10 protein-coding genes are annotated in these 12802 nt (G+C 68.4%); 2 read left to right on the forward strand and 8 right to left on the reverse strand.

Annotated features, from left to right (window positions below; all coding sequences use genetic code 11):
- Positions 1–86: 86 nt before the first annotated feature.
- The 4 genes from BA062_RS27470 to BA062_RS27490 all read right to left on the reverse strand — a co-directional run bounded on the left by BA062_RS27470 (position 87) and on the right by BA062_RS27490 (position 2820).
- Positions 87–578, reverse strand: a complete 492-nt coding sequence (locus tag BA062_RS27470; protein WP_110341683.1) for an SRPBCC family protein — start codon at positions 576–578, stop codon at positions 87–89.
- A 95-nt stretch (positions 579–673) separates the two neighbouring features.
- On the reverse strand, positions 674–1318 hold the full coding sequence (locus tag BA062_RS27475) for an SRPBCC domain-containing protein (protein WP_245960030.1): 645 nt from the start codon (positions 1316–1318) through the stop codon (positions 674–676).
- A 1-nt stretch (position 1319) separates the two neighbouring features.
- On the reverse strand, positions 1320–1727 hold the full coding sequence (locus tag BA062_RS27480) for an ArsR/SmtB family transcription factor (RefSeq protein WP_110341685.1): 408 nt from the start codon (positions 1725–1727) through the stop codon (positions 1320–1322).
- 499 nt (positions 1728–2226) lie between these two features.
- The gene (locus BA062_RS27490) at positions 2227–2820 is read right to left on the reverse strand and encodes a dihydrofolate reductase family protein (protein WP_110341687.1); all 594 of its coding nucleotides are present in this window, start codon (positions 2818–2820) and stop codon (positions 2227–2229) included.
- Between the two features lie 81 nt (positions 2821–2901).
- Here BA062_RS27490 and BA062_RS27495 point away from each other — a divergent pair, with 81 nt between their 5' ends.
- Positions 2902–3573: a winged helix-turn-helix transcriptional regulator gene (locus tag BA062_RS27495; RefSeq protein WP_110341689.1), complete on the forward strand. Its 672-nt coding sequence runs from the start codon at positions 2902–2904 to the stop codon at positions 3571–3573.
- 410 nt (positions 3574–3983) lie between these two features.
- Entirely contained in the window at positions 3984–4163 is a 180-nt protein-coding gene (locus tag BA062_RS27500) for a hypothetical protein (protein ID WP_110341691.1), read from the forward strand.
- A gap of 559 nt (positions 4164–4722) precedes the next feature.
- Here BA062_RS27500 and BA062_RS27505 read toward each other — a convergent pair.
- Genes BA062_RS27505 through BA062_RS27520 form a run of 4 tightly spaced genes read right to left on the reverse strand, consistent with a single transcriptional unit; the run spans position 4723 to position 12762 of the window.
- Positions 4723–5925: a DUF2399 domain-containing protein gene (locus BA062_RS27505; protein ID WP_110341693.1), complete on the reverse strand. Its 1203-nt coding sequence runs from the start codon at positions 5923–5925 to the stop codon at positions 4723–4725.
- On the reverse strand, positions 5922–10172 hold the full coding sequence (locus tag BA062_RS27510; protein WP_342768962.1) for a TIGR02680 family protein: 4251 nt from the start codon (positions 10170–10172) through the stop codon (positions 5922–5924). Before BA062_RS27510 ends, BA062_RS27505 begins: the two co-directional genes overlap by 4 nt.
- Positions 10085–11230 (reverse strand): DUF2398 family protein, encoded by a 1146-nt coding sequence (locus BA062_RS27515; RefSeq protein ID WP_110341697.1) that lies wholly within the window; start codon positions 11228–11230, stop codon positions 10085–10087. The genes BA062_RS27510 and BA062_RS27515 overlap by 88 nt, the downstream gene beginning before the upstream one ends.
- The gene (locus BA062_RS27520) at positions 11227–12762 is read right to left on the reverse strand and encodes a DUF2397 domain-containing protein (protein ID WP_110341699.1); all 1536 of its coding nucleotides are present in this window, start codon (positions 12760–12762) and stop codon (positions 11227–11229) included. Before BA062_RS27520 ends, BA062_RS27515 begins: the two co-directional genes overlap by 4 nt.
- Positions 12763–12802: the final 40 nt, after the last annotated feature.

Genomic DNA, 12802 nt, shown 5'->3' on the forward strand with positions numbered 1-12802 from the left:
AGTGACGCATTGCCTCTGCACGTCCGTGACCGGGCGCGCCGAGCAGCGGCCGTTCGTCGGAGATTCTCGTTCCTGATTGCGGCAGGTCAGTTTCTCCCTTCGCGGACGTCCTTCCCCTGCTCGGCGAACGCCTTGAAATCCTCCATGTGCTGTTGCGACTGCTTGTGGAAGGCGCCGGGCATGAGAAGCCCCATCAGCCGCATCAGCAGGCTGCTGAACCGGTATTCGCTTGCTTGCTCCCAGAGCGTCGTCTCCGGACTGGTTTCGGTCAGCCGATCGCGCACGACGCTCCACATGCCCGCGCCGACGATCTCGCGGTCGAAGTGAACGACGGTCTCTTTCGGGATCCCGTGCAGGTCTGCCGGATCGCGACGTGTGATCGTCTCGGTGCATTCGATCTGCCGCTTCCCCGACTGCATCACGACCCGCGACTTCGTACCGAGCTGCCCGTGCATCCCATGCACCGGCTCATGCAGCACTATGCCTCGCAGCCACTTCGGCAGGTGTGCCGGGTCGGCGAGCAGCTGGGCCACTTGCTCTCGCGGCAGGGCGATCTCGATCGAGTTGGTGTACTTCATGGCGCGCATTCCTTCTAGGGGTGGGACAACATGCTGTTGTGCTGCTTGGCGGCGCAGGCCCCAGGAATGCCGGTCAGCGCACCGCAGCGGGGATGTCAGGCCGGATCGGGTGCGTAGAACTTGGTGGTGGCCTCGACCGCGGCCGCGACGTGCTCAGGTTCGCCACCGGCGGCCAGGTGAGCCTCGCCCCAGGCCGCGGCGCTGCGCCGGATGAACTCGCGCCCTTCGGGCGACTTCTCGACCGCCTCGTGGTCGGTGGTCTCGCCACCGGCCAACAGCCGGGACAGGGCGAGGAGATGCAGGTCCCAGCCAACGCCGCCGGCACCGGGGCCGTAGGTCGGGAAGAGGGGCTCCTCGACGACCGCTGCGTGGATCAGCTCGAATTCGGTATCGCCGGTCGGGCCCGGGACCAGACGCACTTCCACCTCGCTCGTGCCGGGCCACGCGTCGGCGTCCGGCCCGTAGAGCCAGGACACCTTGAGCAGACGCGGCGGCTCGCACCGGAGGATCTCGCCGTGCTCGCCACCCTCCAATTCGAACTTCCCGCCAATCCGCAGCTCCCCGGTGACCGGTTTCAACCAGCGACGCAGCCGCTCAGGGCTGGTAACGGCGTCCCAGACGTCCTCGACCTGCGCTTCGTATCGACGCCGCACCTCGATGGTGTACGCCTCGCCGGCGGGCACCTTGCCCTTGCCCATTGCCCGGCGTGCGGTGGCCAGTTCATCCAAGATGTCTTTCATGTCATGTTCCCTTCGCTGATGGATCGGTCTTGCCCGCATCGGTGCCGGGCTCAGCCGGTCGGCTGGGCTTCCCGCCAGCCGACCTCCGAGCTGCTCGCCTGCCCCGGGCCAGCTCGGTTCCCAGAGCGTCGAGGCGTTGTTCCCACAACCGGCGAAAGCGGTCCAACCACGCGTCAACCTCGCTCAGCGGCGCGGGCTCGACGGCGTAGAACCGGCGAGCGCCCTCAGCCCGCACCGACGCGAACCCGCCGTCACGCAGCACGCGCAGATGCTGTGAGACACCCGGCTGGGAGAGTCCGAACTCGGCCCGGATCACATCCGTAATCGCGCCAGAGGTCTGCTCACCGTCCGCGAGCAGCTCCAGAATGCGCCGGCGTACCGGGTCGCCAAGGATGTCGAACGCGTGCACAAGCCTGGATCATACCAGTCTACACTTATATAAGGCAGTGCTGTAATCCTGTGCTACGTTCGGCTTGGAGTTCGGCTTCGTGCGGAGGATGTGGCGAAGGAGGAAGACTGTCCTAGCTCCGCGAGGGATCGGCACCGGGCGGATTCGGATCCCCGCGTTGTTCACTCGTCGGCGAGCGCGCGCTTCGACCGTGCGGCGACCCGGACGCCATCGCACGGCGACTCGGGTCAACGTGCTGGATGTCGGGTAGGTGGGCGTTTGGGTTCCCGCGGTTGATCCGGTGCCGTAGTTGGCTGGCAAGGGCGTGTTCGTGGAGCGAGACGAGGCGATACACCGAGCGCTGGTTCCCGAGGTGTTGGGCGGCGGCGATCCCGAGTCCGATGGACAGGTGGGTCTTGCCGGTTCCGGCCGGGCCGAGCCTCACCAGTGCTACAGACACGTAGCCGGTTACCGCACAAGGGGGACAGGGGCAGCCGGACCCTGCCACGGTCCGCGTTGGTCAGTTGTAGCTGACCCCGTAGCGGATGTGGATGATGTTCTTTCCCTCGACCACCTGTAACTGAGTGAGCTCGATACCCCGGCGCGTGATGTCGTCCAGGTAGCGGGTACCACTGTGGAGCAGCACAGGGGCGAGGTCGATGCGGATCTCATCAAGGACGCCCAGGTCGAGGCACTGGCGAACGATGTCGGCTCCGGCGACGTTGATGTCTCCCTCGCCCGCGATATCCCGCGCGGCGCGCAACGCGTCGTCGAGGTTGTCGACGAAGGTGAAGGGTGCATCGGGGATCGGCGGCCAGTCCTCGGGCGGCGGGCGGTGGGTTACGACGATCGTCGGTGAGTCGCCGGGCGGCCTCCCGCCCCATCCCTTGGCATCGTCAAAGATTCCTCGTCCGGCGATGAACGCGCCTTCGGTGTCGTTCTGCTGCCAGTAGTCGGCGCTGGCCTGCGACATGTGGAAGGTGAGGCCGTAACCGCGCAGGGGCACCTCGACCTCCCCGTTGTTGTACCAGTCGAACAAGAAACCGACTTGTCCGTTCTCATCGGCAATGAAGCCGTCGAGCGAGGTGGTGAAACTGGAGAAGATCGTGCCCATGTCGAGTCCTTCCCTCAATCATCATAACTTCATATAGTGAAGCACGCTTGATCTAGTGAAGTAAATTGCTAGTCTTGAACCATGTCGAAGCGGGAGTATGGACAGTTCTGCGGGCTGGCGCGTGCGTCCGAGATGCTCGGTCAGCGATGGACGCTGCTGATCCTGCGTGATCTGCTGGTCGGGCCGCGGACGTATTCAGAGCTGGTGGCGGGTCTTCCCGGCATCCCGTCGAATCTGCTTGCTACCCGCCTCAAAGAGCTGGAGGAGAGCGGACTGATCGTCCGTGAGGCGCGCAGCGGCATGGATCGTTCCATCGTCTACGCCGTGACAGGACGCGGCTCCGAGCTCCAACCTGCTCTCGACGCTCTCTCGCGCTGGGGAGCGGCCGACATGCATGAGCCGCGTGAGGGTGAGATCGTCACCGAGGCGTCTCTCGTGTCCGCGCTGCGCTCGGGCATCGAGAACGGCACGACGCCCGAGGGAACGACAATCCGCTACACGATCAGGGCGGGTGCCGCCGTCGCGCAGGCGTCCGTCGGCGATGGGTCGATCGCGGTCGCTCCCGGTGAGAATCCAGACGCCGATCTGGTCATCACGGCGGGACCCGGCTTTCGTGATCTGCTCGCTGGGGCTCTCGACCCGCAGGCAGCCGTCGACCAGGGTTTGGTCACGGTCGAGGGTGACCCTGGCCTGCTTGTCCCGTTCGTCAACGCCTTCGTCGTGCCGTACACGGCCGATACGGCCAGTCGGTGACGCGAGAATCCCACGCTGGCGAGCGGATCAGCGACTGGATTGAGCGTCCCGGCGTGTCCGGTGACGGCCGCCGGTGGCCGAACTCTCGTCCGACTGCGGGGCCGAGTGGATCCGACCGCGACCGAAGCCTGGCAGCTGGCCCGCAAGATACCAGGAGGCTGATCGGAAGAAGCCTCGCAGTCCCTCGCCGACGCCTGGCATGAGATTTGCGGACGGAAACTCGATCCCAGTGCCGGGTATGAGGCTGCCGTCGAGCCCGCCGCAAGCCCTCTGGCGTTCCCGGGCAGGAAGACGACGATCCACCGGGTTCGCGATGAACCCTCCGGCCCGAAGAAGAGCCATCCGCAGCGCTGGCGCTTCACTTTGGTGGAGAAGGACATTCCGACAGGATCGGGCACGTTGTCTTGCCGATGACCAGCCTGCTGCCCGCGACCCGCGACGAGGTGTTGCGGATGCCGACGTCGACGCGCCGCCCAGATGACGAGGTGCCGTGGGGACAGTACGGGATGCTCGCCCCTTCGGCGCATCTGACGCTGCTCGCGGTCGACGACGCAAGTGCAGGGTCCCCGAGGCGATCGCCGATCCGCTAGCCGATGGGCGTGCGCCGTGGGAGCCTGGCGCGCTGGTGATCGATGCTGATGTCGTGCGTGGTTGGCGAGCAAGCTTCCCCAGACATCGGGTCAGGTCGCCGCGTGCTGGGCGACGTCGCGGTTGGTGTGGTCGACCGGACAGGAACGCAGCTGAGAGACGTCCGCCCTGTCTCGCCGGGTGAGATGGCGCCTTGGGCTACACCCGCCTCAGGTGACCAGCAGAAGGTAGGGGCTGCGGCCGGCGTTTGGCGTTCTGAACGACGCCAGGCAAGGCAGCATGTACTGGCCGGGGTCGACCCAGCGGCGTCGGACCCTGAGCGGCCGCTCCACTACGGGCACGTCGCCAGAGGTCGCGGAGCTCCGCTCGGGGAAGGTCATGGCGTGATCTCACTTCTATCCACAGTCGACGGTCGCCATTGCCGGGGTGGATCACAGGCATCCGTTTGGTCATTTGCTCGGGTGTCTTCGGGGACGAGTTCGAGGCCGCCGGTCGCGGCAGCGGTTGGCGCCGGGCCGGAGGTGCCTGATCCCGAGCAGGACGGCGGCCCCGGAGCAGCTGTCACCAGGGTGTTGCGCGCAGATCGGCTATCAGGTCGTCCAATATGGCCTCCTCATGGACAGGCTCGCCGTATCGCGCGTACGCCTCGCGCAGGGACTCCGTCGGCTCTCTACCCGGATCTTGTCCGAGTGTGATGAGATAGGTCGCAGCGTCGAACCGCCAGGGCGTTGCGCTCGGTGCGACGCTGAGAACCTGGTCGGTGATCACGAAACCCGCCTGATCGATGTCCGCGCGATAGTGCAGTTCACAGCCACCGGTGGCGAGCGCTGTCATCAGGTCCAGCGCCGCGCCGGAGGGCATGCCATCCGTGCACACCATCGCGGGGCACCGCGCACCGAGCGCATCCGCGGCAGTCTCGACCACTGTGACGTTCTCGCATACGTACACGGGACCGGGCCGCACGCGCAGTCCACCGGACAGTGACCGGAGGGTGAGCCACAGCGGCTCGCCCGGGACCGCCGCGCACAGCTCGGCGGCGGGCGCCGGTCCGTGCAACGGCAGATTCAGCACGAGCACACGCGACGACACCCCGTCGCACCGAACACCGATCGCCGCCCATGCGGCACGCCACGCCGCCCCCGCGCGCCGCGGCCGGTCGAGGCCGTGGACCGCGGCCGCGAGCCGGGCGACGGCGCGGCCGAGTGGCTGGTCGGCATCGAGGGCGTGCGCGTCGCGCCTGACCGTCGCGGCCAGCTGGGCGAGACGTGTCGCACCATCCGGCCGCGGAAGCGCACGCCACACTGCGGCCACCTGCTCGGCCAGTTCCGCGACCTCGCCAGTTCCCCGAACGGAAAGATCGGCAAGCCACGAGGCGGCATGCTCCTCTCCGATTCCGCACTTTGCCAGCGTCGCGACGACCCGCTGCCGTTCCTGGCCGATCGCGGTGGCACGCGCACGCCGCCGCTCGCTGTCGGGTTCGATCGGGCCGCCGTCCAGTAACTCCACGAAGCCGAGCACGGTGAGGTCGTGCTCCGCGAGTCTGGACGCGAGGTCTTGCAGGCGTGGCGGGCGTCCGGAAACCTCCCACCGCGTACCGAGCATCCGTCCGATCTCACGTCGCTGTTCGGGCGTCAGCCGCAGCGCCGTCAGGCTGCCGGTTTCCGTGTGACGGCCACGGCGGGCCCTGATCCGAACCGCGTCGAGCAGCTTCGCGGGGCCCGGTTCCGCTGCCCAAGACGCGAGTCCTTCAGGAACGGCTGTCATGGCCGCGCGCCCGAGATTCCGAACAGGCCGTCGTCCGCGTCGAGGCCGAAGGAGGGCGCGGGCTCGGCCATCGCGATATCGGTCAGCTCGCCGCCGCACCACAGATGCGGCTGCGCGTCCACCCCTGGCAGGTGCGGCGACCTGGCGAGGTCGTATACGGCGACGGCGGGAACCGTCGGATAGGTGCACCATTCGTCGTGCGCGGTCAGCATGATGTCGAGATCGAAACCGACGGTGAGTCCCATGAAGGACGCCTTGTACTGCGCGTCGACGCCCGTCATCGCCTCATCCAGCCACACCCACCGTGGCGCCTGGGGCCCGGCAGCGTCGAACGCGACCACCGTCGCGGCAAAGAGCGGTTGGGACAGCAGCACGACCTTCTCGCCGCCCGACTTCGCGCCGTGCTGTGCGCGGTCGAACGGACGCCACTGCGCCTGCATTCCCGGCCGGTACTCGAGCGAGATGCGCAACCAGCGACGGTAGTCCAGCGCGATTGAGAGCTGCTCCTTCCAGTCCGTGGCCTGATCGGCCGCGGCTTCGGCGCGTGCCTCGTCGATCCTGCGAGCCAGGAAGTCGCGCACCAGGTCCTGGCGAGCCTGGCTGAGTTGCGCGTAGCCCTGGTTGAGAGCGGTGACCACGTCGCGAGCGTCGGGATCCGCGGGATCGGGCTCGTGGGTGAGCCGCACGGCGTGGCCGTGGCGGGTCGCGTGCGAGCGAAGCCGGTCGTTGATGCCCGCGAACGTTCGTTCGGTGTAGTCGAGGCGGTCTTTGAGGTGCTCGATGAACGTCGAGCCGAGCAGCGTGGCCAGTACCTCCCGCTGCTCGGAGTCGAAGCGATCCTCTTGTCGCCGGACCTGTTCGGCGAGCGAATCGGCCGCGGGGCCGGGTAGCTGCCATCCGGTGTCGCCGTGCGCCATCACGAGGAACCGAGGAATGGTCGCGTCTTCGTCGATGCGCGCGTCGCGGTTTGGCAGTAGCTGTTGTTTCAGCTCGAGCAGTCGTTGGGTGCATTTGCGGGCGGCACGCTCCTCGGCGTGTTCGTCATCGACGGCGGCAACTGCCTTGCGCGCGTCGACCACGGCGTTCCGGCCCGTTTCCACGTTCCGGCGATCCGGTTCGGGCAGGCCGATGGCCGGTGCGAGCCCGGCTTCGTAGACCTCCCACCACGCACCGAGGGCGGCGTCGCGGACCGCTTCCGCTTCGGCGCGGCGCTGTTCGTGCGATTCGAGGATCGACTCCGCCTTGACGGCGGCCTTCTCGGCCTCGCGGACGCTGTCGGTCAGCTTCTCGACGGTATCGGCCAGCTCGTTGCTGGTCGTGTCGAGCCGTTCCTTGCGGGCGAGTAGCTCGGCCGGTCCTTCATCGAGCGCCTCACGTGCCGTCCGGACCTGAACCTCCGCCGCCCGCACCTGGGTGCGCAGCACCTCTGCCCGCCCCTGCGCGGCAGTGACCTTCGCTGCCTGCCGTTCCACCTCTTCGGCCGCGACCTCGGCTTCGTCCCTGCAGCGGCGAGCCGTGTCGACGCGTGCCGCGAGCTCGCGAAGCACGTCCGCGTAGCGGTCCAACGCTTCGCGCAGCTCGTCGAGGCCACGAAGCGGGAACCCATATTCGCCCGCGAACGTGGACAACTCCGTCCAGGCGACGTCCCGTTTCGATTCCTCGCGCTGGTGTTCGCGTTGCGCCTCGGCCAGCCGCAGCACGGCGGCCTCGTGTGCGCGTTGCCGCTCGGTCCACGTCGTCACCGCGGTAGTCACCGGCGCGTCGCGCGGCACCGTTCTCGCTTCCCTGGCCGTCGCATCGATCTGTTCGTCGAGTGAGGCGATCCTCGCCGACAGCTGCTCGATCCGCTCGGCCAGCGCGGCCAGCTCGGCCTCCAGCGCGGCGATCTCCCTGCGCCGAGCCTCGGCGCGTGCGGTGGCGCCGAGAAATGACGCCGGCCTGCTCGGCTCTGCGCGGCCGGCGAGCACACCGATGCTCCACGAGCCGTCGTCGGCGAGCCAGTTGCCGCTGGATGCGGCGGAGCCGCGTCGCCGCCAATCGATCCCGGCCAGCAGTGTGGCGACGACGTCACCACTGATGCCGCCGGTCGGCGTCGGTTCCAGTACGGTCGCGAGTGTGTTTCCGGACGCCGGAGGACCGGCGACCAGCGTGGTGTCGGCGACGACCGTGCCGTCCTGGGTGCGCAGCGTTCCCTCCGGCGACAGCCACGCGTCGAGGAGGCCGGACGCCGCGAGCGCCGCTTCGATCCGATCGAGCTGTGCCGAGGGCAGTTCGTCGCGTGGCTGCACGCAGCGCCACAGCGGCGCACCGCTGTCCGCGTCATCGCCGGGCCGCTCCGTGCGCTGCCACAACGTCGGTTCGGGAGGTGGAAGTTCCTTGCGTGCCTTGACCTTCTCCAGTTCCGCCGTTGTCTTTTCGTGCAGAGCCACGAGTGGGTCACGGGCACGTAGAGCCTCGACCCTGCTCGCTTCGAGGGCCGCCTTGGCGGCCGCGACGTGGTCGCGGATGGCCTGCTCCGGCGAGGCAACTGACGTCGTGAGGTCGGCAACCAGGTCGCACCATTGTTCGGACAGTTCGTCCGAGACCTCCACGACGGTCGTCGTCGCCCATTCCCGAATCCGCTGTCTGAGCGAGTCGACGGCCTCCTCGACGTCCTCGTGCGCGGTTCGCTCGTCGAGACGCGCGCGTTCGGCGCCTTCCTCGCACACACTGACCTTCCGCGCGGTCAACTCCGTGGAATGTAACGCCCTTTGGTGATTGTCGTGCAACGAGCGCATCCTGCCGAAGCGTTCCATGCGGCGCTGCAGATCGGCGCGCAGTGAGGGCACGTCTCGCGCCGGCAGGAACCGTTCGGCGGAGGCGCCGAGCCCGGCGGGCTTCGCAGCCGCCTCGACTGACCCGATGTGCTGATCGATGGCTTCGGCGGCGCGGGTGGCTGCCGCCGAAGCGGCCTCGAACTTCGCCTGCCTACGTTCGAGCTCATCGCGCTCGCTGGCCTCGGTCCGGCCAGCCTCGGTGAGCCGCTCACCGAGCGAATTCAGCTCACGTTGCAACATACCGACCCGGTCGGTCAGTCTTGCGGCGTCTTGGTACGCGGTCGACTCGAGCAGTTCGCGCAGGGCTGTCTCGACGTCATTCCGCTCGGTCGAAGACCTCTTCAGCTCCGCTTCGAGCCGGGCCACGTCGTCCTTGGCGGAGCCGAGTTGCTCGACTGCGGCGTTCTTGTCCTTTGTGGTTCTCTCCAGCCGGCTCCGTGCGGTCGCGAAAGCGTCGGCACGTCTCCGCACGACGATCTTCGCCCACGGCCGCCAAGCGGTTCTGTCGAACGCCGCAACCTGCTTGGCGGCTTCTTTCGTCGCCTCGACGGCCATTCGGAGCCGCTCGAGCCGGTCCCAGCCGTCGGCAAGCTGCTCGACCTCGTTCGTGGCCAGCGGAGGCAGCGCCTCACGGAGCGTCTCGGCGAGCGTGGCCGGATTGAGCCGTTCCCCAAGCTTCGGTTTACGCAGCTGCTTGAGCAGCTCCGTGAGGTTGTCGTACGACGCGGTGTCGAGGTCGAAAAGATCGGCGGCGATGCGGGCACGGTAGGCGGCGGCGCTCTCCGCCACCGTCACGCCCGGGATCTTCTTCAGCTCCTTCTGCTCCATCGGCCGTCCCGCGCGCGTGAGCAGGAGGTCCTTGCCCGGTCGCAGCCTGGTGGTGAACTGCCAGGTGCTGACCGGGCTCGTCCCCGACCCACGCCTGGCCGAAGCGCCGAGCCCGCAGACGTAGAACTCCTGCCCGCCGGTTTCGTCGCGGCGACCGAACTCCACCCACGCGTAACCGAGGCCCGAGTCGGACGGCGGGCGGGGATCGTCGGCGTCACCGGTGGGCAGGAGGTTGAACCTCATCGTGCGGTGCTGAGATCCGAAGGGGTCGAGCACCGACGGCGTGACCTCGCCGCGAAGCAGCATCAGGGTGGTGAGTTCGAGGACCTTCGTCTTGCCCGCGCCGTTGCCGCCTCGCAGCACCAGCCGACCGTCCGCGAACCAGAACTCGGCCGTGTCGTACTCCCAGAGATTCACGATGCCCACTCGCAGGGGCTGCCACCGTTGTCTCACGGGCTCGGGCAGCCCTCCCGTCGCCGCCTGTGCGAGCCAGTCCTGGCCATCCATTGTCGAGGTCATCCCCCGTCCTCGTCGGTCAGTTTCTGCGCGACCGCCTCGATCTTCGGATCGCGGAAACGCGCGGCCGCGGGCATGATGCGCCATCCGCCCCGTCCGGTCGGGCGGATCAGGTCCAGCGCGGCGAGTAGTCGTTCCGCGCGGTCCCGCACGGCCCCCGGTTCCTTCAGCTCTTTTGTCAGCGCCTTCGGGTAGCGAGCACGAAACTCGGCCGCCGCGGCGGACACGGCATCCGCGGACACCTCAGTGCCTGCGCCGTGCTCGCGCAGAAGTATGTCCACAGTGATCAGTGTGGCGAAGTCGGTTGCCCGCAGCTGCGGGAAAGGCAGATCTGTCTGCCGTTCGTCTTGTGCCACCAAGGCGATTCCCTCGGCCCGTTGCTCGGCGACCCAGCCCGTCATCTCCGTGCACCAGGCCAGCACGCGGGAACGTTGGCCGGTCAGGTAGAGCCGCTCTGCGTCGTTGAGATCCTCGTAGAGGCACACGGGCAGCTCGAGCAGGCGCCGGAGCAGACCGAACCGTGCGGCGGCCTCGGGTAGTTCCCCCATGCCGGGCCGGGGATCGACCGCCGCGCGCAGCGCGCGAGGGTCGACCATCCGCAGCAGCAGCTCCCGCTGTACCTCGAAGGCGCCGCCGATCGAGTCCCTACGGTGCGCCCAGCCTTCTCCCTGCTCCTGGCTGGTCGACGACGTGGGCCGCAGCGTCCCGGCCTCCGCCAGCAGCTGCACGGCCTTGACGAACAGCAAGCGGTGCGCGAAGCGGTCGTTGTCGTAGGGCTCCAGTTCGACGTCGGGGTGGTTGCTCAGCGCCTGGACACGCTGTGCGAGGTCGTGGGTTGTCGTGATGTCCTCGGCGTCCTCCGCCGCGGCTGCCGCGAGGATCGCCAGCACGATGACCCGGCGTGTCATTGGCCGGTGCCGGTTGGGCGCCACGACGGTGTCGTCGAGCGGGAGCCGGTAGACGCGTGCGGTGGTGTCGGTGAGGAACAGCCGGTAGTCGAGCCGGGTGGTCAGCCATTCGGCGAGCACGACGCGGTGTCGTCGCACGAGCGGCCACAGGTCCGGGTGCCGTCGCCGGTCGAGCACGGGGTGGCGCAGCAGCCCGACGAATGCCCGTTGCCGCTCGGCTGCCGCCTGCGAGGTCATGCCGGCTCCATCGCGAACAGCCAGTCGGCGGTCACCAGCGTGCCCCCCGGACTGCGAATGGATGCCGTGTCCTCGGCCGATGCCGGAGCTGCCAGCCGGACGCGCCATCGTCCGTCGGCCGTCGTCGACTCCCAGCCCTGTGGACTCGCCGTGCCGCGGCGTGCCGTGCCGACGAGTTCCAGCAGCAGGCTCAGTTCGGCATCGGATACTTCCTGCCAGCTCGCCAGGCGGGTGCCCGACCGCTGCCGCAATGTGGCCTCGGCCTCACGTCGGATGGCCAGCGCTGCGGCCCGTTCGCGGCGGGCCGCGTCCTTGCCCGCGCCGTAGTTGGGGGTCTGGGCGCGCCTGCCGACAGCCGCGCGTGTCCCCTGTTCACGGAATCGCGCGGTCACCGGAGCGGGCGGAGCCACATGCCACGGCACCGCGTGCTCGTCGGCGGCGGCCGCGGGCAGCAGCAGATGCCGCGCGGAGAACACGCCCACTGCGGTATCCCAGATCCGCCACGCCGTCTCGTCGTCCGGAGCGCGTTCGACCGCGGTCGCGAGGCCCAGGAGCTCGGCCTTCCGGGTGATGGCGCCGCCGGTGTCCATCAGGATGCTCATGTTGCGAGCCCATGGTGCGACGAGATCGCGGAGTTGGCGGCGAAGCCGCTTGGCCTGTGCGTCCGGCCCGCGGAACCATGCGCCGAGCGCCTCCCACGTGTGCCGCGCGCGCCGTACTCCCGCCAGGACGATGTCGTTGTCGGCGTCGTCCGCCATCGACGTTCTGACGATCACTGCCCACCCGCTGTCGGTGAGTTCGTTCGCCAGTCGGTCGATCGCGTCGGCGATGGCGGGGCTGTGCACGTCGACCTGTTCGCCCCATGCGCGAACGTAGGCTTGCAGCGTGGTCCAGAGCAGTTCCTGTTTGGCGGGGTCGGGACTACCGGAGAGCGCGTGTGCGAGGGTCCGCTGCCAGGTGCGTGCGGCCTTCGCCATGGCCTGGTGCAGGGTGGAGACCACCTGGAACTCGGTCGCTGCCTTCGAGTAGTCGTCGGTGTGGAGCGCCTGCTCAAGTGCGACGAGGCGCTCGTGGATGGCCCGCGGCGCGAGCGTCAGGTCTCCCGCGTCGTCGTCGGCCTCGCCGATCGCCGCCCAGAACGTGTGCAGATTGGCCGCGAGTGGGGTCAGCTGGTAGCGGTCGCGACGGCGGAGGAAGTCCTCGCCGGTGCGGGCAGGCTGCTGCCAGCGCGTGACGATCTTCCAGCGTTCGAGCTGTTCGAGGCGGTTGTCGAAGTGGATATCGTCGAGGAGTCTGTCACAGACCGCCGGGTCCAGCCGTTCGCGCAGGTGGGCGCGCACCCCGTTCGCGACATCGTCGTAGGAGAGCCCGGTAAGACTGCTGTCCTGCTCGGCGACGAGCACGTCGACGATGACCCTGTACTGGGCGGCGAACCGGGAGGTCAGATACGCGGGCACGAGCTCCTGCCCGGGGAGGTGAGCCGCCCAGGAGTCGTTGCCGGCGCCCTCTGGCAGTTCCGATTCGTCTCCCATGTGTCGCGAGACTACGGTCTATTCCCCTACTGTGGCGATG

The sequence above is a fragment of the Prauserella flavalba genome, from assembly GCF_003202235.1.
Classification (GTDB): domain Bacteria; phylum Actinomycetota; class Actinomycetes; order Mycobacteriales; family Pseudonocardiaceae; genus Prauserella_A; species Prauserella_A flavalba.